At 71.6% G+C, this 19993-nt stretch carries 20 protein-coding genes; 12 read left to right on the top strand and 8 right to left on the bottom strand.

Annotation, left to right across the window (positions count from 1 at the left end):
- The first annotated feature begins 6 nt into the window (after positions 1-6).
- On the top strand, positions 7-531 hold the full coding sequence (locus MKK68_RS27255; protein WP_244033513.1) for an NUDIX hydrolase: 525 nt from the start codon (positions 7-9) through the stop codon (positions 529-531).
- A 64-nt stretch (positions 532-595) separates the two neighbouring features.
- Positions 596-1261, top strand: coding sequence for a carbonic anhydrase (locus MKK68_RS27250; protein WP_147843815.1), 666 nt, complete (start codon positions 596-598; stop codon positions 1259-1261).
- Between the two features lie 183 nt (positions 1262-1444).
- Here MKK68_RS27250 and MKK68_RS27245 read toward each other — a convergent pair whose 3' ends face one another.
- Complete coding sequence (locus tag MKK68_RS27245) at positions 1445-2170, bottom strand: DUF4142 domain-containing protein (protein ID WP_244033512.1); 726 nt, start codon at positions 2168-2170, stop codon at positions 1445-1447.
- A gap of 233 nt (positions 2171-2403) precedes the next feature.
- Between MKK68_RS27245 and MKK68_RS27240 the strand changes: the two genes are divergently transcribed.
- The 5 genes from MKK68_RS27240 to nudC all read left to right on the top strand — a co-directional run bounded on the left by MKK68_RS27240 (position 2404) and on the right by nudC (position 6599).
- The gene (locus MKK68_RS27240) at positions 2404-3534 is read left to right on the top strand and encodes an acyltransferase family protein (protein ID WP_244033511.1); all 1131 of its coding nucleotides are present in this window, start codon (positions 2404-2406) and stop codon (positions 3532-3534) included.
- An 83-nt stretch (positions 3535-3617) separates the two neighbouring features.
- Complete coding sequence (locus MKK68_RS27235) at positions 3618-4481, top strand: universal stress protein (RefSeq protein ID WP_147728435.1); 864 nt, start codon at positions 3618-3620, stop codon at positions 4479-4481.
- A 92-nt stretch (positions 4482-4573) separates the two neighbouring features.
- Complete coding sequence (locus MKK68_RS27230) at positions 4574-5170, top strand: hypothetical protein (protein ID WP_244033510.1); 597 nt, start codon at positions 4574-4576, stop codon at positions 5168-5170.
- 96 nt (positions 5171-5266) lie between these two features.
- A complete protein-coding gene (locus tag MKK68_RS27225) occupies positions 5267-5680 on the top strand; it encodes an HIT domain-containing protein (protein ID WP_244033509.1) in 414 nt (137 codons plus the stop codon).
- 7 nt (positions 5681-5687) lie between these two features.
- Complete coding sequence (gene nudC, locus MKK68_RS27220) at positions 5688-6599, top strand: NAD(+) diphosphatase (protein WP_147728438.1); 912 nt, start codon at positions 5688-5690, stop codon at positions 6597-6599.
- Between the two features lie 185 nt (positions 6600-6784).
- Here the strand turns inward: nudC and MKK68_RS27215 are convergent, their stop codons facing one another.
- Entirely contained in the window at positions 6785-8527 is a 1743-nt protein-coding gene (locus MKK68_RS27215) for a putative bifunctional diguanylate cyclase/phosphodiesterase (RefSeq protein WP_244033508.1), read from the bottom strand.
- Positions 8528-8778: 251 nt separating this feature from the next.
- A complete protein-coding gene (modC, locus tag MKK68_RS27210) occupies positions 8779-9879 on the bottom strand; it encodes a molybdenum ABC transporter ATP-binding protein (protein WP_243933191.1) in 1101 nt (366 codons plus the stop codon).
- A gap of 62 nt (positions 9880-9941) precedes the next feature.
- On the opposite strand from modC, the gene MKK68_RS27205 reads away from it, so the two are divergent.
- Positions 9942-10598 (top strand): glutathione S-transferase, encoded by a 657-nt coding sequence (locus tag MKK68_RS27205; protein WP_243935691.1) that lies wholly within the window; start codon positions 9942-9944, stop codon positions 10596-10598.
- A gap of 71 nt (positions 10599-10669) precedes the next feature.
- Here the strand turns inward: MKK68_RS27205 and modB are convergent, their stop codons facing one another.
- Together modB and MKK68_RS27195 are read right to left on the bottom strand one after the other, a co-directional pair.
- Positions 10670-11362, bottom strand: coding sequence for a molybdate ABC transporter permease subunit (gene modB / locus MKK68_RS27200; RefSeq protein ID WP_147729156.1), 693 nt, complete (start codon positions 11360-11362; stop codon positions 10670-10672).
- Between the two features lie 87 nt (positions 11363-11449).
- Positions 11450-11653, bottom strand: coding sequence for a hypothetical protein (locus MKK68_RS27195; protein ID WP_147729157.1), 204 nt, complete (start codon positions 11651-11653; stop codon positions 11450-11452).
- Between the two features lie 239 nt (positions 11654-11892).
- On the opposite strand from MKK68_RS27195, the gene MKK68_RS27190 reads away from it, so the two are divergent.
- From MKK68_RS27190 to MKK68_RS27175, 4 genes are all read left to right on the top strand, one after another.
- Positions 11893-12843: a 50S ribosomal protein L11 methyltransferase gene (locus MKK68_RS27190; RefSeq protein WP_243933187.1), complete on the top strand. Its 951-nt coding sequence runs from the start codon at positions 11893-11895 to the stop codon at positions 12841-12843.
- Positions 12844-12873: 30 nt separating this feature from the next.
- A complete protein-coding gene (locus tag MKK68_RS27185; RefSeq protein WP_147729957.1) occupies positions 12874-13059 on the top strand; it encodes an Rmf/CrpP family protein in 186 nt (61 codons plus the stop codon).
- A 63-nt stretch (positions 13060-13122) separates the two neighbouring features.
- Entirely contained in the window at positions 13123-14940 is a 1818-nt protein-coding gene (locus MKK68_RS27180) for an aminopeptidase P family protein (RefSeq protein WP_244033507.1), read from the top strand.
- A 215-nt stretch (positions 14941-15155) separates the two neighbouring features.
- Positions 15156-17315 (top strand): protein-disulfide reductase DsbD family protein, encoded by a 2160-nt coding sequence (locus MKK68_RS27175; RefSeq protein WP_244033506.1) that lies wholly within the window; start codon positions 15156-15158, stop codon positions 17313-17315.
- 208 nt (positions 17316-17523) lie between these two features.
- Here MKK68_RS27175 and phoB read toward each other — a convergent pair whose 3' ends face one another.
- The 3 genes from phoB to pstB all read right to left on the bottom strand — a co-directional run bounded on the left by phoB (position 17524) and on the right by pstB (position 19969).
- A complete protein-coding gene (phoB, locus tag MKK68_RS27170; RefSeq protein ID WP_147728560.1) occupies positions 17524-18225 on the bottom strand; it encodes a phosphate regulon transcriptional regulator PhoB in 702 nt (233 codons plus the stop codon).
- A gap of 179 nt (positions 18226-18404) precedes the next feature.
- Positions 18405-19118 (bottom strand): phosphate signaling complex protein PhoU, encoded by a 714-nt coding sequence (gene phoU / locus MKK68_RS27165; RefSeq protein WP_147728561.1) that lies wholly within the window; start codon positions 19116-19118, stop codon positions 18405-18407.
- 32 nt (positions 19119-19150) lie between these two features.
- Entirely contained in the window at positions 19151-19969 is an 819-nt protein-coding gene (gene pstB / locus MKK68_RS27160; protein ID WP_147728562.1) for a phosphate ABC transporter ATP-binding protein PstB, read from the bottom strand.
- Positions 19970-19993: the final 24 nt, after the last annotated feature.

Raw genomic sequence — 19993 nt, 5'->3', positions numbered from 1 at the left:
TGGGCCATGAGCGAACAGACCCGAGACCCGAACCCCGCCATCCGCCACGTCGCCCGCGCGCTGGTGTTCGATCCCGCCGACCGGCTGCTGCTGATCGAGTACGAATCGGTGCACGCGCATGCGCCGGACGACACGCCGCTGCGGTTCTGGTTCATGCCGGGCGGCGGGCTGGAGCCCGGCGAGGACCACGTCACGGCCTGCCGCCGGGAATTGTCGGAGGAGATCGGCCGGGCCGACTGCGCGATCGGCCCGCAGGTCGCGGCCTGCGACGGCCCGTTCCACCTATTCCGGCAGTCGCGCGATGCACGCGAGCGCTATTTCCTGGTGCGTCTGCCCGACGACCGGATCGACACCAGCCGCCTGATGGAGACCGAGGACAACCCGCTGCACGGCACGCGCTGGTGGACGGTGGCCGAGCTGCTCGCCACCGAGGCGCGGATCGAGCCCGCCGGCCTCGGTCAGCTCGCCGAGCGCCTCGTCGCCGGACACGTTCCAGACGCCCCGATCATCCTGACCTGGCAGCAAACTTGAGCGTGGAACAGGGGGCTCAGGCCACTCGTTCCGTGACGGAATTTCTCGATTGTCAGGAGGACCCATGTTTCCGACCGCGCTCACCGACGGCTACCGTTCCTTTCTTTCCGGCCGCTTTCCGACGGAGCGGAAGCGCTTCGCCGAGCTGGCGACCGCCCAGGAGCCCGAGACGCTGGTGATCAGCTGCTGCGACAGCCGGGTCGCGCCGGAAGCGATCTTCGACGTCGGCCCGGGCGAGCTGTTCGTGATCCGCAACGTGGCCGCCATCGTGCCGATCTACGAGACCGGCGGCGACTATCACGGCACCTCGGCGGCGATCGAGTTCGCGGTGCAGGGCCTCGAGGTCAAGAACATCGTCGTGCTCGGCCACGCCAGCTGCGGCGGCATCAAGGCCTACGCCAACAAGGCCAAGCCGCTCTCGAAGGGCAACTTCATCGGCAAGTGGGTCTCCCTCGTCGAGCCCGCCGAGGCGAAGGCCGGCGATTCGAGCGCGCCCGAATACCTCACCCGCCTCGAGCACGCGATGGTCAGCCAGAGCCTCGAGAACCTGATGACCTTCCCGTTCATCAAGGAACGGGTCGAGGCCGGCACCCTGAAGCTGCACGGCGCGCATTTCGGCGTGGCCACGGGCGACCTGCTGGTCCGCAATCCCGAGACCGGGGACTTCGCGCAGGCGGTCGATCGGAGCGGCGAGCCGCTGCGCCCCTCCGCGATGATGAGCTGCAGCTGACGCGTCCGGCGAGGCGGGTGCTTTCCTTCGAGAGCACCCGCCTCGCCTTTCGATCCGAGATCGATCGGAACGGAAGGGCCAGGACCGACGAAAGCCCGGACCAACGAAAAGGGCGGCAGGCTCGCGCCTGCCGCCCTGTCTCATGAGCCCCGCTCGGCGTCGGCGCCGAGCGGGATCGGACGATTACATCGCGTCGCGGGCGCCCGGCAGGCGCTGGGCCATGCCGTAATGGTGCTGCAGCACCGGCAGGGCCTGCTGTGCGTAGGTGCGAAGCGCCGGGTTCGGGCCGGACGAGGCGTAGGCCTCGGTCATGCCGATCGTCATGCGGTGCGCCTGGACCTGCTGGCTCACGTAGAGGCGGTCGAAGCGCGGGCCCGCCGGGGTGGCGGAGAGCTCCGCCAGCATCGCCTGCTGCTCGGGGCTGGGCTGAACCACCGTGGTGCCGGCCGTCTGATCGACGTCGGCATTGCCGAGGCGGCTGCCCGCTGCGGCGCCGCGCTGCGCGCCCGAGCCGAGGCCTTCGAGGCCGCCGACCGGGCCGCCGTTCAGCGTCCCGCCGACCACGCCCGCGGCCGCGCCGGTCGCCGCGCCGACGGCGCCACCGGCCACCGCCAGCGGCGCGCCGATCAAGCCGTCCACCGGACCGCCGATCACGCCGCCCTGCGCGGCGACGTAATTGCGGTCACCGCCGACGAGGGCGACGTTGGCCGAACGGTGGTCGCGGATCGCTTCCTGGGCGTAGGTCCGGATCTGCGGGTTGCGGGACTTCGACAGCGCGATCTGGCTCGACTGGATCTCGAAGGCGTTCGCCTGCAGCGACTGCAGACGGAAATCGCTCAGGCCCTGGGCCATGGCCGGGGTCGAGACGGCGAAGGCGAGCGCGGACAGGACGGCGTATTTCTTCAGCATTGAAAACCTCGATCGATGAATGGTGAGCGTGCAAGCCGGCGTAGTTGTATCGCCCATACCGGTTTCAACCGAAACGGACGGCGACAGCACTTCATCGAACCAACGATGACGATCGCGCATGGTTCCTCTGGTCTTGCCCGACCTTGCGCCGTCCGCCGCGCGGGCTGCGACGCTTGATCCACCCCGCGGCAGCCGCCATGCCTTTCGCCGTCCTTCCGTCCCGAGGCCCCGCCTTGACGCCCCGCTCCACCCAGATCTTGTCAGTTCAGATCCTGCGCGCGGTCGCGGCGCTGCTCGTCGTGATACACCATGCGCAGGCCGAGGCGGCCGCGCTGGCGCAGCGGACGGGCGCGGCCTTCGCCCCGAGCGGGCTGCTGCCCTGGGCGGGCGGCGTCGACGTGTTCTTCGTGATCTCGGGCTTCATCATCGTCCACGCCGCGGCGCCGCACGCGGTCGGGCGCCATGCGGCGCAGAGCGGAGGTCGGCGCCGCTTCCTGGCGCATCGGATCGCGCGGGTGGTGCCGCTGTACTGGCTGGTCACCGCGCTCTACCTCGCGGTCGGGCTGGCGGCGCCGTCGACCCTCAACGGCAGCGGCGGACCGCCGGACGCCGGCCAGGTCGTTGCCTCCTTCCTGTTCTGGCCCGCGGCGCGGCCGGACGGCGCGGTGCTGCCGCTCTACGGCCTCGGCTGGACGCTCAATTGCGAGATGGCGTTCTACGCGCTGTTCGCGCTCGGTCTCGGCTGGGGTCGCCGGGCCGGCGTCGCCTGGCTCGTGGCGGCCCTCGTCGGGATCGTGCTGGCGGGCGCCTGGCTGAAGCCGGAGGCCGTGCCGCTGGCGTTCTGGTCGAACCCGGTGATGCTGGAATTCGGGCTCGGCGCCCTGATCGCGCTCGCACGCGGCGAGGGCGTGCGGCTGGGCGGGCCGGCGCGAGCCGGCCTGGCGCTCGCCGGGTTCGGCCTGCTCTTGCTCGTCGCGCGCACCGGCCCATTCCCGGACGGGTTCCTGCGCCCGCTCGCCCTCGGCATCCCGGCGGCCTTCCTGGTGGCGGCGGCGGCGCTCGGCCGCTCGCGGACGCAGGCGCGACCGCCCTCGCCCGTCGTGTCCGCCCTGGCCGCGCTCGGCGACGCCTCCTACGCGCTCTACCTCGTCCATCCCTTCGTCCTGCGCGGCCTGCGCGAGGCGCTCGCGCGCATCGACCTCGCATTGTGGCTCGGCCCCTGGGTCGCGCTCGGCGTGATGGTCGCCCTGAGCGTCGTGGCGGCCCTGCTCGTCCACCGCCATGTCGAGCGCCCGATGACGCGTCTCGCCCGCGCCCGCCTCGATCCCGATCGCCATTCCCTTCCGAGGCCGAAAACCGTGTGAGCGCCGGGCGGCTGCGAGTTTCCCGCCGCGGCGATCCGCATTAGCGTCCCGACGGTGATGGCGAACCCGAGCGAGGCGACGCGATGAAGACCCTGCTGGTGCCGATCGCGCTCCACGACGCCCTGCCCTCGGTGCTGGAGACGACCCGCCTGGTGGCACAGCGCTTCGGCAGCCTGATCGAGGGCGTGTCGCTGCGGCCGGCGCTCGCCGAGTACGTGCCCGTCGACATGGTCGGCGGCATGACCTGGCTGCGCGACGAGGAGGCCGACCGGGCCGAGGCCGAGGAGGCGGGCGGGCGCTTCGTCGCCTTCATGGACGGGGCCGGCATCCCGCGCCACGCCCGCGACGGCCTGTGCGTTCCCGAGAACGTCGCCGGCGCCGGCGCGCGCTATCGCTGGCGGCAGGACGTGCCGGCGGGCGACGCCTTCCTCGGGCAGTACGCGCGCCTGTTCTCGGCCACCGTCGTCGGCCGCCCCGGCGCCGCCGACGGCACGCCGCGCATGACCACCTTGGAGACGGCGCTGTTCGAGGGCGGCCGCCCGATCCTGGTGGCGCCGCCGACCCCGCCGACCCGGTTCGGCGACGCGATCCTGGTCGCCTGGAACGGCTCGACCGAGACCGCGCGCGCCGTCGCCTTCGCGATGCCGCTGCTGCGGGCCGCCTCCCGCGTGCTGGTGCTCAGCGTCGAGGGCGGCACGGTGCCGGGCCCGAGCGCCGAGGACCTCGCCCGCTCGCTCGCCTGCGAGGGCGTGGCCGCCGACCATAAGGCGCTTCCCGCCGGGCGCCGGACGCCGGGCGAGACCTTCCTCGCCGAGGCGAAGGAGTTCGGCTCCGACCTGCTGATCAAGGGCGCCTACACCCAGAGCCGGCTGCGGCAGATGATCTTCGGCGGCCCGACGAGCCACCTGCTCGCCCACGCCGACCTGCCGATGCTCATGGCGCACTGACGGCGTGTGCCGCGCGCGAAGCGGGAACCTCGACCGTTCGCCCGACGTTCGCGCCTCGCCGGCCATCCCGGTCGAGTGAGGGGCTGACGACAGTGATCCGAGCTTGTCTGATCGCGCTCGCGATGGGTGCGACCTCCGTTGCGGCGCAGGCCGCGGAACTCTTCGCGCGCTACCAGGGCACCGTCGAGGCCCGCGACGCCGACACGCTGACGATCCGGCGCGCGGCCGGCGGGTCCGTCACCGTCCTGATGAACGTGAAGACGCGCCTGTTCATCGCGACCGCAGGCCGCCTCCGCGACATCAAGCCGGAGAGCTACGTCAGCATCGTCTCGGTGCCCGGCGCCGACGGCAAGCCGAAGCCGATCAAGGTCGCGATCTACTCGCCGTCCGAGCGCGGCTTCGAGGCCGGCACCAAGCCCTGGGACGCGGCCCCCGACGCGCGGCTCACCGCGGGCTGGATCGGCGGCCTGTCGCTCGATCCGCCGCGGCAGGTCGAGCTGGTCTACGACGGCGGCAGCAAGTCCTTCACCATCCCGCCCGGGACGCCGACGGCGCAGATCGCCCCGGGCGAGAGGGCTCTGCTCGTGCCCGGCGCCGACGTCGTGGTGCTCGCGCGCACCGACGCCGACGGTCTCGTCAACGCCGACCTCGTCGCGGTCGGCCGCGCGGGAACCGAGCCGACGCTGTGACATCGCGCACAGCGCGACGCCGCCGGCCGGTTCGGGCCGGCGGCCCGTGAGCGCGGGCATGGCGCCGGGACGCGCGCCCGCGCTACATCGCCCGGCATGACCGATTTTCTTCTCGATTCCCGGCTCGCCGCCGACACCGTGCCGGTCGGCGACCTCGGCCTCTGCTCCGTCCTGCTGATGGACGATTCCCGCTTCCCGTGGCTGATCCTGGTGCCGCGCCGGGCTAATTTGAGCGAGCTCACCGATCTCGCCGCCGAGGATGCCGCCGCCCTGTGGCGGGAGGTCCACCTCGCCATCGGGGTGATGCTGGCGCTGGCCAAGCCCGACAAGGTCAACGTCGCGACGCTCGGCAACGTGGTGGCGCAGCTCCACGTCCACGTGGTCGGGCGCTTCCTGTCGGACCCGGCCTGGCCCGGCCCGGTCTGGGGCTTCGAGGCGAGAAAGCCGTATCCGCACCATGCCCGCGCGCAGCTCGCCGAGCGGGCCGGCGCCCTGTTCGCAGCAGCCTGAGGTGGCGATGACCGACCCCTTCGCCACCCTGGGCTTCACGCAGAGCCGGCTCGTCCGCCATTCCTCGGAGCAGGCGGAGGACGCGGTGCCGCCCCCCGACGCGCCGGGCACCCGGCTGGTGCTCCTGGCCGGCGACGCGCTCGTGCTTCGGGGCGGGAGCGCGATCCTGGAGGCCGAGGACGGCGTCCGCGCGAACCCCCTGATCACCCAGGAGCGGATCTTCCTCGGGCATCTCGACGGGCGGCCGATCTTCGCGGCGGTGGCGGCGCCGGAGGCGGCCGAGGCCTATGCCGGCGACGGCTTCCGGACGCTCGACCTGCGCACCATCGCCACCGAGGGCGCCGTGCCGCAGGACGAGCTCGGCCTGCTCGCCACCGCGAAGTCGATGCTCGGCTGGCACGCGCGCAACCGCTTCTGCGCCAATTGCGGCACGCAGACCCTGGTCCGCGCCGGCGGCTTCCGGCGGGAATGCCCGACCTGCGCCGCCCATCACTTCCCGCGCACCGACCCGGTGGTGATTATGCTGATCCGCCGCGGCGAACGCTGCCTGCTCGGGCGCGGCCCGCACTTCAAGGAGGGGATGTACTCCTGCCTCGCCGGCTTCCTCGAGCCCGGCGAGACGATCGAGGCCGCGGTCGCGCGCGAATCCTACGAGGAGACGCGGGTGCGGGTCGGCGCGGTCGGCTATCACACCTCGCAGCCCTGGCCGTTCCCGTCCTCGCTGATGATCGGCTGCACGGCGGAAGCCCTGGACGAGACCATCGTCACCGACCCGACCGAGCTCGCCGACGCCCGCTGGTTCGACCGCGCCGAGGTGCTGGCGATGCTGGAGCGGCGCCACCCGGACAACCTCTTCGCCCCACCGGCGATGGCGATCGCGCACGTGCTGATGCGCGCCTTCGTCGAGGGGCGGGCCTGAGGGCCGAAACCCGTCGTTTGCCACAGACTGCAGCCGCCCGGAATCGGTCATTCCTGGCCGGGCCGCTTCCGGGCGAACAGTGAAACGGCCCGACATCTCCCCCGTCTCGCCGCGCCGGGCAGACCACCTGACACGCGGATCGGAACGGGCTCCGCGAACGCGCTTGCAGGTTTCCTGCTCGTCGATCAGCTCGCGATCTTCTCAAGGCGCCCGAGACCTTGGAGAAGATCCTCGAACCGGGCCGCCGGCAGCGCCTTGGCGTACAGGAATCCCTGACCCTGCTTGCAGCCCATCTCGAGCAGCCGCGCCTCCTGGTCCGACGTCTCGATTCCTTCTGCGATGATGTCCAATCCGATGTCGTTCCCGATCTGGATGATGGAGCGCACGATCGCCGCATCGTGCTGATCGATCATCAGGTCCCGGACGAATCCGCGATCGATCTTGAGGCGCGTCAGGGGGAAACGCTTGAGCGAGCTCAAGGAGGCGTAGCCGGTGCCGAAATCGTCGAAGGAAATGCCGACCCCGCGACGATGCAGGTCGCGAAACGGGCGGAGGACAGGCTCGTCGACCTTCAGGAAGATCGTTTCCGTGATTTCCAGCTCCAGCATCTCCGGGCTCAGCCGGTGCCGCTGGAGAGCGTCGGCGACATCCGACGTCAGCGTCCCCGACCGGACCTGGGCGGTAAACAGGTTGACGCCCATTTTCCGGATCGGGAGCCCTGCGTCGCGCCAAGCCGCCATCTGCCGGCAGGCTTCGTCGAGGATCCAGCGTCCGACCTCGAGTGCCAGGGGGTGCTCCTCGAGCTGACACAGGAAGGCGCCCGGAAACAGCAGACCGCGTTCGGGGTGCTGCCATCGCAGGAGGGCCTCCGCACCGTTGATGCGCCTGGTATCCAGAGCCACCTGCGGTTGGTAGTGGAGCACGAACTCACCAGCCGCGACCGCCCTGCGCAACTCCGACTGCAGCGCCAGTCGCGAAAGCAGCGCGCTCCGCATGTCGGGCTGAAACAAGCGGAAGCGACGCTTGCCGTCCTGTTTCGCGCGAAAGAGCGCCAAGTCCGCATTGCCGACGAGCTCGCCTGCCGACAGGCCCTGCGTCGGGCTGATGGCGCCTCCGATGCTGGCGCCCAGGTGGAAGGTATGACCTAAGACGCAGAACGGTGCCGCGAAGGCGTCGAGAAGCGCGGCGGCACTGGCTGCGACTTGCAGGGGATCGGTGGCGCCCGGCAGCATCACCGCGAACTCATCGCCGCCGAACCTGGCGACGATCGCATCCTGATCGAGCCAGGCCGGCAGACGGATGGCGAGGGTTTGGAGCACGGCATCACCGGTGCCGTGCCCCCAGCTGTCGTTCACCTCCTTGAATCCATCGAGGTCGAGCATGAGGACGCACGTGGCCTGACCGGCGGCGAGCCTCGCGTCGAGCGTCTCTTCGAAGGAAGCGCGGTTGGGCAACCCGGTGAGCGTGTCGTGATGCGCGAGCCTGACCAGATGCTCGTCGCGGGCGCGCCATTCCGAGATGTCGCGCATGATCGCCCCGAAGCCGAGGCCGAAGCGGTCTCTCCAGATCGACAACGTGAACTCGGCCGGAAACTCGCTGCCGTCGCAACGTCTGGCGGTGACCTCGATCGTTCGACCGGCCATCCGGGAGGGCTCGTTGCGGGCGATGCGCGCCAAACCCGCCGCGTGGCTGGCGCGAAACCGTTCGGGAACGACGAGATCGACGTTTTGGCCCAGCATCGCGCCGGGTCCGTATCCGAAGAGCGCCTCGGCCGCCTCGTTCACGAAGGTGATCCGACCGGTGCCGTCGTTGGCGATGAACGCATACGTGGCGGCCCGCGCGAGTCCCACGGCGCCCGCCAACGCGGTCTCCGACGAGACGGGGTCGTGAGAACCGAATGCTTGCTCGGTCGCGTCGATGTCGGTCATCACTTCAGCTCAATGGAATCCACGCATTGCGAAGAAGCAATATGTCACGTTAATCGGATCGAATTAAACTTGTGTTACAGTCAATCCAATCGATTAAAAACTACCGGATGCTGATTTTACTCCTAGAATAACTTTGATTTTGGGTGCGCAAACCGCGCCGAACACACTCGGAGCGCACGGCCCATGAACGCCCGTTTCCGAGCGCAGCAATCGGCTGCTGCGCTCGGAAACGGGCCGAGTCAGACCATGCCTCAAATCTCGATCGCCCGGCGCCCGCCCATTCCGGCGGGATCGAGGGCGACGCTCTTGATCACCGCGTGGACGGGGCGGCCGACCGCGAGGTCGAGGTCGCGCACGGCGGCCCCGGTCAGGCGGGCCGCGAGCACCGCCCCGCCGCACGCCACCTCGACCATCACCGCGTTGCCCGCCGGGATCAGCGCCGCGACCCGGCCGGAGAGGATGTTGCGCGCGCTGAGGCCCGACGGCACCGCGGTCGCGATCAGCACGTCGCGGGCCGGCACGCGCACCCGCACGACGCTGCCGATCGCGCGCGGCAGGAGTGGGACGAGCAGCCGCCCGGCCGCACCTTCGAGCCGGGTCAGGCCGGCCGCCGGGTCGTGCCCGGCGACCGTCATGTCGAGCAGCGCGCCGGCCTCGGCCTCGTGGACCGGGACGAGGTCGGCCCGGCGCAGGATCGCCTCCGCCGGGCCCGCGGCGGCGACGCGGCCGGCCTCCAGCACCACCACGGTGTTGGCGAGCCGCGCGACCTCGCCGACCGCGTGGCTGACGTAGACGATCGGGATTCCGGCCTCGTCGCGCAGGCGCTCGATATAGGGAAGGATCTCGCCCTTGCGCGCCTCGTCCAGTGCCGCCAGCGGCTCGTCCATCAGCAGCAGGCGGGGTCTCGCCAGCAGCGCCCGGCCGATGGCGACGCGCTGGCGCTCGCCGCCGGAGAGACCCGCGGGCTGCCGGTCGAGCAGGTGGCCGATGCCGAGCATGTCGACGACGGCGTCGTGCTCGGCCCGTTCCGCCCGGCGGCCCGCGAAGAAGCGGCCGTAGCCGAGGTTGCTCCGCACGCTGAGGTGGGGAAACAGGCGGGCATCCTGGAACACCAGCCCGATCCGGCGCCGGTGCACCGGCAGGGCGATGCGCCGGTCGGTGTCAACCAGCGTCTCGCCAGCGACGACGATGCGGCCTCGATCGGGCCGGCTCAACCCGGCGATCAGGTCGATCAGCGTGGTCTTGCCCGAGCCCGAGCGCCCGAACAGGGCGGTGAGCCCGGCCCCGGCGGCGAAGGCGGCGTCGAGCGTGAAGGCGCCCCGGCGCAGGGCGACGGCGACGTCGAGCGTCATGCCGGGCGGCTCGATCGGCGCGGACCGGCGTTGTGCAGCGATACCCTCACGGAAGGCCGCGCATGATCACCGTCCACCACCTGGAGAACAGCCGCTCGCAGCGGGTGCTCTGGCTGCTCGAGGAGCTCGGCCTGGACTACACGGTGAAGCGCTACGCCCGGGACCGCGAGACGATGCTGGCGCCGCCGGCGTTGCGGGCGATCCACCCGCTCGGCAAGTCGCCGGTGATCACCGACGACGACATCGTGGTGGCCGAGTCCGGTGCCATCGTCGAATACCTCACCGCCCGCTGCGGCGGCGCGCTGGTGCCTGCGCCGGGCACGGAAGCGCATCGCCGCTACATCTATTGGCTCCATTACGCGGAAGGCTCGGCGATGCCGCCGCTGCTGCTGAAGCTGGTGTTCTCCCGGCTGGCGCCGGGCAGCCCCGCCCTGGTGCGCCCCCTCGCGAGGGGGATCGCCAAGGCGGTGACGGCCAAGTTCGTCGACCCGGAGCTGCGCCGCCACGCCGCCTATTGGGAGGAGGAGCTGTCCGCCCGGCCGTGGTTCTGCGGCGCGGACTTCACCGCCGCCGACATCCAGATGAGCTTTCCCCTCGAAGCCTTCGCCGCACGCGGCACCGGAGCCGGCGCCAAGCTGACCGGCTGGCTCGCCCGCATCCATGCCCGCCCGGCCTACAAGCGGGCGCTGGAGCGCGGTGGGCCGTACGCCTATGCGTGAGGCGCGGCTGTGGGGCTTTCCCCTCCCCCCTCCGCGGGGGAGGGTGCCCCTGGCATGCGACGGGGATTCCATCACCCCGCTCCCAGCTTCCGGCCGATGCGGCGGGCCAGCACCTCCGAGAGCAGCAGCGCGGTCATCGACAGGGCGACCGAGATCAGCGTCAGGCGCAAGGCGCCGGCCTCGCCGCCCGGCACCTGCGTCAAGGTGTAGATCGCCGAGGGCAGCGTCTGTGTCTCGCCGGGAATGTTCGAGACGAAGGTGATGGTCGCGCCGAACTCGCCCATCGCCTTGGCGAAGGCGAGCACCGCGCCGGCGAGGATGCCGGGCAGGCTCAACGGCAGCGTCACCGTGAGGAACACCGCGATCGGCCGGGCGCCCAGCGTCGCGGCCGCCTGCTCGAGCCGGGCGTCCACCGCCTCGATCGACAGGCGCATCGCCCGCACCATCAGCGGGAAGCCCATCACCGCGCAGGCGAGCGCTGCCCCGGTCCAGCGGAAGGCGAACACGATGCCCGCCTCCGCGAGCCACGCGCCGACGAGGCCGCGTCGCCCGAGGGTCAGGAGCAGCAGGTAGCCGGTCACGACCGGCGGCAGGATCAGCGGCAGGTGCACGAGGCCGTCGAGGACGGCGCGACCCGGAAACGTGCGCTTGGCGAGCAGCCAGGCCACCAGCAGGCCGGGCCCGAGGCTCGCAAGCGTCGCGACGGCGGCCACCTTCAGGCTCAGTGCCACCGCGGTCCACTCGTCGGGCGTCAGGTCGAGCAAGGATGGCGCGTCCCGTCCGGGCGCCGCGGCTCGTCGCGGCCCCTCACGCCGCAGGCTTGGACGCGGACGATGCCGTGCGCAAGCCGCTCAGGCGTCGAACTCGTCTCCGCGGGGCTTCGCGTCCTCGGCGCGGTGCAGCCGGCTCAGCAGCACGAGGAGCTGGCCCGGCAGGGGCGTGTCGAGGGCTTCGGCCCCGAGCAACGTGTCGCGGGCGCGGACCGGTTGGCGACGGCGGCGCGAGACGCCGTTAAGGACGACCGGCCGACGAACGGATGGTCTCGAATTGGTCACGCGGACGCACCCTCGATGGTCGAACGACTCGGACGACGCGGAGAAGTGACCGAAAACGCTGCACGGTAACCCCGGTTCCGGGGGTCCATATGATGAACGGGTAAACAATCTGCCGCATTGGCAGGCGATTTTGCCGCGGTTGCCGACCTCGGCCATCGCGGGACCGGACGGGCCACAACATTTCCGCCGCGGACTGCGCCACACGTCGCGGAACGCGGCCGAGGGTGGTAAGGCCGGCCATGCTCGAAGGCCTGCACCCGAACCGCCCGACCCACGTCCTGCAGCTGATGACCGACGAGCGGTCGGCGCGCACGATGACCGACCTGCTCGGCGAGATGTTCGACCCGACCGAGACGGCGGTCGCCGCCTTCGAGGCGGAGGACGGGGTGACGTGGCGGCTGGAAGCCTACTTCGCCGACGCGCCGGACGAGGATTTCATCCGCGACCTGATCCGCCCCGTGGTCGGCGCGCAGGCGGACGCGGCGGAGTTCCGCACCATCGACCAGAAGGACTGGGTCCGCGCCTCGCTCGAAGGCCTCGTGCCCGTGCGGGCCGGCCGCTTCCGCATCCACGGCTCGCACGACCGCGCCACCGTGCGGCCGAACGAGCTCGCCATCGAGATCGAGGCGGCGCTCGCCTTCGGCACCGGCCATCACGGCACCACGCTCGGCTGCCTCAAGGCGCTGGTCGACGTGCTGAAGCGCGGGCGCCCCGGCCGGGTGCTTGACGTCGGCACCGGCACCGGCATCCTCGCCTTCGCCGCCGCCAAGGCTCTGCGCCGGCCGGTGATCGCCGGCGACCTCGACGGCGAGGCGGTCAGGACCGCCCGCGCCAACGCCCATGCCAACGGCCTCGGGCCGTACCTCAAGCTCTACGAGGCGCCCGGCGTGCGCAACGCCCTGGCCGCGCGGCCGCGCCACTTCGACGTGGTCTTCGCCAACATCCTCGCGCGCCCGCTGCGGCGGCTCGCGCCGACGCTGTCGGCCGTGGTGGCCGAGGGCGGCGTGCTGGTGCTCTCGGGCCTGATCGAGCGCGACGTCGCCGGCGTGCTCTCGGCCTACCGCCACCGCGGTTTCCATCTCGCTTCGAAGGGCACGATCGAGGGCTGGGTCGCCCTGGTGCTCCGCCGCGGCGGGGCGGCGCCGCGGCCGCTCGCCCGTGGCGCGCGCGGCGGTTTTCCGCATCGCTGAACCGAACGCGGGCGCCCGCATTTTCCCGGCATGACCGACACGCCCGCGAAACCGCCCGCCGATCCGATCACCGAAGGCGCCCGCGCCCGCAGCCACGGCCGCCCGAAGGATGCATGTCCCTACCCGGTCGGGTCCGATGCGCGCAGAGCCTGGCTCGAAGGCTACGACGGCACACCCGGCGATCGCGCTCCCGACCCGCCGATGGATGGCGGCTGAGATCGCATCGATACCCGCTGAGGTCGGTTGCCCGCCGACCCGCGCCGGCGATACCTTGGCCGGATGAGCCGCACCCGCTTCCAGACCTTCGACGATTCGAGCCACCGCAAGGCGGCAGAGCGCGTCGCCGCCCTTCGTGCCGCCCTTCGGGAAGCCGGCGTCGACGGCTTCGTCGTGCCGCGGGCCGACGAGCACCAGTCCGAATACGTCCCGGCCAATGCCGAGCGTCTCGCCTGGCTGACCGGGTTCACCGGCTCGGCCGGCACCGCCGTGATCCTGGCGGATGCCGCGGCGCTGTTCGTCGACGGACGCTACACCCTGCAGGCGCCGGAACAGGTCGATCCCGGCGTGGTCGCGATCGTGCCGCTCGCCGAGAGCACCGCCGAGGCCTGGATCGCCCGGACGCTGCGGCGCGGCGCGGTGCTCGGCTACGATCCCTGGCTGCACACGCCCGATGGCGTCGCCCGCCTGGAACGCGCGGCCGCCAAGGCCGGCGCGGAGGTGAAGGCGCTCTCCGAGAACCCGGTGGACGCGGTCTGGGCCGGGCGACCGAAGCCTCCGGCCGGACGCGTCGCCGCCCATCCGCTGGATTTCGCCGGAGAGGCCGCGAGCGAGAAGATCGCGCGCATCCGCGCCGAGCTCGAGACCGGCCAGTGCGATGCGCTGGTAATCTCCGATCCGCACAACCTCGCCTGGGCGTTCAACCTGCGCGGGGCCGACGTCGGCCACACGCCGCTCGCGCTCGGCTACGCCGTCCTGCCGCGCGAGGGCCGGCCGCGGCTCTTCCTCGCCTCCGGCGACGTGACGGCGGAGGCGCGCGACGCGCTCGGACCGATCGCCGACATCGACGGGCGCGACGCGTTCGAGCCGGCGCTCGGCGAGCTCGCGGGCAAGCGCGTGCGCCTCGATGCGGCGACGGGCGCGGTCGCGCTGAAGGAACGCGTCGCGGCGGTGGGCGGCACCGCCGACGTCGGCCCGGACCCGATCACCGCGATGAAGGCGGTGAAGAACCAGGCCGAGATCGCCGGCGCCCGCGCCGCGCACCGGCGCGACGGGGCGAGCGTGGTGCGCTTCCTCGCCTGGCTCGACGGGCAGGACGCGCCGAGCGAGATCGCCGCGGTGGAGGTGCTGGAGGATTTTCGCGCGGCCGGCGGGGATCTGCGCGACGTCTCGTTCCCCACGATCTCCGGCTCCGGGCCGAACGGGGCGATCGTGCATTATCGGGTGACGCGCACCACGGACCGGAGGGCGGCGCCGGGCGAGCTGTTCCTGATCGATTCCGGCGCGCAATACCCCGACGGCACCACCGACATCACCCGCACGGTGGCGGTGGGCGCGCCGAGCGCGGAGATGCGCGATCGTTACACCCGCGTGCTGCGCGGCCACGTCGCCATCGGCCGCGCGGTCTTCCCCAAGGGCACCACCGGCGCGCAGATCGACACCCTGGCGCGCCTGCCGCTCTGGGAGGCCGGCCTCGACTTCGACCACGGCACCGGCCACGGCGTCGGCGCCTTCCTGTCGGTGCACGAAGGCCCGCAGCGCATCGCCAAGACCGGGACGGTGGCGCTCGAGCCGGGCATGATCCTCTCCAACGAGCCGGGCTATTACCGAGCGGGCGCCTACGGCATCCGCATCGAGAACCTCGTCCTCGTCGAGCCCCGCACGGTGCCCGGCGGCGAGCGCCCGGTGCTCGGCTTCGAGACCCTGACGCTCGTCCCCTACGATCGCCGCCTGATCGTGCCGGAGATGCTGAGCCCGGACGCGCGCGCCTGGGTCGACGCCTACCACGCCCGCGTCCGCGACGTGTTGTCCGCGGACCTCGACCCGGAGACGCGGGCCTGGCTGGAGCGGGCGACGGCGGCGTTGAGCAGCGGGTCCTAAAGAGTTCGAACGATCGAACCGCGCATCCGCGAGAACATCCAGCCTGACGCGGGTCCCCTCTCCCGAGTGGGGGAGCCGCGTCGCGCTTCGAATGCGCGATCCGGCGGCGCCTCCGTTCCAACCTGTCGCACGCCCGCGATTTTACCCTCCGCCGGTTCGGGCCTATGAGAATGGCGGCGTGAAACCGTCGTCGTCGGTCGCGCGATAAGGACCGCATGATCCGCGCAGCCGCCCTCCTCCTGTCCCTGCTCGCGTGGCCGGTCGCGGCCCAGGGCTTCAAGCCGCCGGCCGACCTCGTGCGGGCGAGCCTCGCGGCGGAGCCCGCGGCGGTGGCGGGGGCCACGCCGTTCACCGTCGCCATCCGCATGGCGATGAAGCCGGGCTGGCACGTCTACTGGCGCAATCCCGGCGATTCCGGCCTGCCGCCGGAGGTGACCTGGACCCTGCCGGCGGGCTTCTCGGCCTCGGCGATCCAGTGGCCGGCGCCGCACCGCATCCCGATCGCGACGCTGATGAACTTCGGCTACGAGGGGGAGGCGATCCTGCTCGTGCGGGTCACCCCGCCGCCGAGCCTCGACCCGGCCGCGCCGGTGACGCTGGCGGGCAAGCTCACCTATCTCGTATGCGAGACGGAGTGCATTCCCGGCTCGGCGGATCTCGCCCTGACGCTGCCGGTCGCGCGCGAGGCCACGGCCGATCCCGGCAACGTCGACCTGTTCGCCCGCGCCCGTGCCGCCCTGCCCAAGCGCGCGCCGTGGCCGGTGCGGCTGTCGAGCCAGGGCGACCGGCTCGCCCTCGACCTCGAGGCTCCGGGCCTCGCCTCGGACACGGTCCGCGCGGTGGCGTTCTTCCCCTATTCCGAGACGGCGATCGACAACGCCGCGCCGCAGCCCTTCACCGTCGACGCTTCGGGCCTCCACCTGACGCTGACCCGCGCGACGCCCGCCGACCCCGCGCCCGAATCGCTGCCCGGCGTGCTGGCGATCGACGAGGACACCGGCGGGGGCCTCGTTCGGGAGGCCTTCGCGCTCGGCGAGGAGGCGCCGCTCGCCGGCGGCGGCGCGATGCCGATCGCGGCGCCGGCGGTGGCGCGCACCGACCCGGCCGAGGCGCTGACCCTGTGGACCGCGGCCGGCCTCGCGCTGCTCGGCGGCCTGATCCTCAACCTGATGCCCTGCGTCTTCCCGGTGCTGTCGATCAAGGTGCTGAGCCTGGTGAGGCATTCCGGCGAGGCGCCGGCGCGGGTCCGGCTGCACGGGCTCGCCTACACCGCGGGGGTGCTGGCGGCCTTCCTGGCGCTGGCCGCGCTGCTGATCGCCCTGAAGGCGGGCGGCGCCGGGATCGGCTGGGGCTTCCAGCTGCAATCGCCGACCGTGGTGGCGGCGCTGGCCTACCTGCTCTTCGCCATGGGCCTGAGCCTGTCGGGCATGCTTCACCTCGGCGGGCGGCTGTCCGGGCTCGGCGACGGGCTGACCCGGCGGGCCGGGCTCCAGGGCTCGTTCTTCACCGGCGTGCTCGCGACGGTCGTGGCGACGCCGTGCACCGCCCCGTTCATGGGCTCGGCCGTGGGCTTCGCGCTGACACAGTCGACCGTTGCCGGCCTCGTCGTGTTCGCGAGCCTCGGCCTCGGCCTCGCCCTGCCCTTCCTGGCGCTCACCCTGTGGCCGCCGGCGCTGCGCGCCCTGCCCCGGCCCGGCGCGTGGATGGACGTGCTGAAGCAGGCCCTCGCCTTCCCGATCTACGCCACGGTCGCCTGGCTGGTCTGGGTGCTGGCGCAGCAGGTCGGGCCGCAGGGCCTGCTCGCGGCGCTGATCGGGCTGGTGCTGATGGGCTTCGCCGCCTGGGCGTGGGAGCTCGGCCGCGACGCGCGACCGGTCCGGGCGCAGCTCGCCCGCGGCCTCGCGGTGCTCGCCGTCGCCGGCGTGGCGGGGCTCGCCCTCACCCTCGACCACGACCGCGTCGCACCGGGGGCCCAGGCCCGGGCCGAGGGGATCGAGCCGTTCACGCAGGCCCGCCTCGACGCGCTGCTGGCGAGCGGCCGGCCGGTCTTCGTCGACATGACGGCGGCGTGGTGCATCACCTGCCAGGTCAACGAGCGCACCTCGCTCGGGACGGCGGCGGTCGGCGCGGCGATGCGCGCGCGCGACGTCACGTATCTCAAGGGCGACTGGACCAACCAGAACCCGGAGATCACCCGCCTGCTCGAGCGCCACGGCCGGAGCGGCGTGCCGCTCTACCTGCTCTATGCGGGTGCCGGAGAGCCGACGGTGCTGCCGCAGATCCTCACCGAGGGGACGATGCTGAGCGCGCTGGACGCCGTGAAGGCGACGGGCCGCAGCGCGGGGCTCGACGGCGGGGGGACGAAGGTCCCCTGAAGCTTGGTAAAAATATAATTTTCGTAGGACTGACATCACTTCAGTGTGCGCGACGGCTCCCTCTCCCATGGGGAGAGGGTTGGGGTGAGGGTCGTGACCGACCCGAATGACTCACGCCCCTCATCCTGTCCTTCTCCCCATGGGAGAAGGGACCCACGGCAGGTCGCGGATCGTTGCGGTCGCTTGAGCCGTCCACCGAAAGCCGAACTCAATCCTCGCCCGAGAACGTCTCGTCGAAGGCGTACCCCGAGCCGCGGACGGTGCGGATCGGGTCGGTCTCGCCGGCGCGGTTCAGGGCCTTGCGCAGGCGGCCGACATGCACGTCGACGGTGCGCTCGTCGATGTAGACGTCGTGGCCCCATACGCCGTCGAGGAGCTGCTCGCGGGAATAGACCCGGCCGGGGCTCTGCATCAGGAACTCGAGCAGCTTGAACTCGGTCGGCCCGAGGTGGATCTCGCCGCCGGCCCGGCGCAGGCGATGGCTGTCGCGGTCGAGCTCGATGTCGCCGGCTTCCAGCAGGTTCGCGACGTGGCTGGGCTTGGCGCGCCGCAGCAGCGCGCGGACTCGCGCCAGCAGTTCCGGCACGGAGAACGGCTTGACGATGTAGTCGTCGGCCCCCGTCCCGAGGCCGCGGATGCGGTCGCCCTCCTCGCCGCGGGCGGTGAGCATGATGACCGGCAGGGACACCGTCTCGCGCCGCGCCCGCACCCGGCGGCACAGCTCGATTCCGGAGAGCCCCGGCAGCATCCAGTCCAGCAGGATCAGGTCGGGCACCTGCTCCTGCAGGCGCAGCTCGGCCTCGTCGCCGCGGGCGGCGGAATCGACCTCGAAGCCCTCGGCTTCGAGGTTGTAGCGCAGGAGGGTGGTCAGCGCCTCCTCGTCCTCGACGATCAGGATCCGCGTACGCATGCAGGGCACTCCCGGGCGGACCGCCCGACTTTCTCATCCATCGCCACGGACCTCCCTCCCCCCTGAAGCGGGTCGGGAGAGGGGAGCGCCGTATCCGGAGCGGTCGCTCCCCTCTCCCGACCCCCGCTCACGCGAGGCCCACCCTCCCCCGCACAGGAGGAGGGAAGAGACGGCAGCCCTCAGGCGCCCGGTGCCACCGTCGCGTAGTTCGAGGCGTCGTTCTTCGGGCGGTCGCCCGCGAGGTTCTCGCCGGTGGACAGGTAGTGGATCGTCTCGGCGATGTTGGTGGTGTGGTCGCCGATGCGCTCGACGTTCTTGGCGCAGAACAGCAGATGCGTGCAGAACGAGATGTTGCGCGGGTCTTCCATCATGTAGGTCAGCAGCTCGCGGAACAGCGAGTTGTACAGCGCGTCGATCTCGCCGTCCCGCTCCCACACGTTGTGGGCCGCGTTGACGTCGCGGCTGGCATAGGCGTCGAGCACGTCCTTAAGCTGCTCCTGGACGAGGTCGCTCATGTGCTGCACGCCGAGCACGATCTTCTGGGCCTGGGCCTGGTCGCTGATCGCGACGACGCGCTTGGCGATGTTCTTGGCGAGGTCGCCGATGCGCTCGAGGTCGCCCGAGACGCGGATCGCCGAAATCGTCTCGCGCAGGTCGATCGCCATCGGCTGGCGCCGGGCGATGAGCAGCACCGCGCGCTCCTCGATCTCGCGCTGCAGCGTGTCGAGGCGCTTGTCGGCGACGATCACCGCCTGGGCGAGCTGGGTGTCGCGGCGGACGAGCGCGTCGGTCGCCTCGGTCATCATCTTCTCGGCGACGCCGCCCATCTCGGAGATCGAGCGGCGCAGGTCTTCGAGGTCGGTGTCGTAGGACGTGACGATGTGGCCGGGCATGGGCGTGGGTCCTCGAACGATCCGGGTGCGGCTCAGCCGAAGCGGCCGGTGATGTAGTCCTGGGTCTGGCGCACCGTCGGGTTCATGAAGATGCGGTTGGTCGGGCCGACCTCGATGACCTCGCCGAGATACATGAAGGCGGTGAACTGCGAGATGCGGGCCGCCTGCTGCATGTTGTGCGTCACGATGACGATCGTGAACTCGCTGCGCAGCTGCTCGATCAGCTCCTCGATGCGGCCGGTCGAGATCGGGTCGAGGGCCGAGGTCGGCTCGTCGAACAGGATCACCTCCGGGCTCTGGGCCACCGTGCGGGCGATGCACAGGCGCTGCTGCTGGCCGCCGGAGAGGCCCATGCCGGACTGCTTGAGCTTGTCCTTCACCTCGTCCCACAGCGCGGACTTGCGCAGGGCCGATTCGACGCGGCCGTCGAGCTCGGACTTCGGCAGCTTCTCGTAGAGCCGCAGGCCGAAGGCGACGTTGTCGTAGATCGACATCGGGAACGGCGTCGGCTTCTGGAACACCATGCCGATGCGCGAGCGCAGCTCGTTCAGGTCCACGCCGGAATCGAGGATGTTCTGGCCGTCGAGCAGCACCTGCCCCTCGGCGCGCTGCTCCGGGTACAGGCTGTAGATCCGGTTGAAGGTGCGCAGCAGGGTCGACTTCCCGCAGCCCGAGGGGCCGATCAGCGCGGTCACCTGCCGGTCGTGGAAGTCGAGGTTGATGTTCTTCAGGCTGTGGAACTGGCCGTAGTAGAAGTTCAGGGCCTGGGCGCTGATGCGGATCGGCGCGTGCTCGTCGGCCGGGTTGCGGCCGTCGAACCGGGTGGCGTTGATCGCGGGAGCGGCGTTCATCGTCGTGTTCCTCGTGGATGCCGG

The sequence above is a fragment of the Methylobacterium sp. E-016 genome (assembly GCF_022829745.1).
Lineage (GTDB): Bacteria > Pseudomonadota > Alphaproteobacteria > Rhizobiales > Beijerinckiaceae > Methylobacterium.
This window is presented reverse-complemented; position numbering and strand designations above follow the sequence as displayed.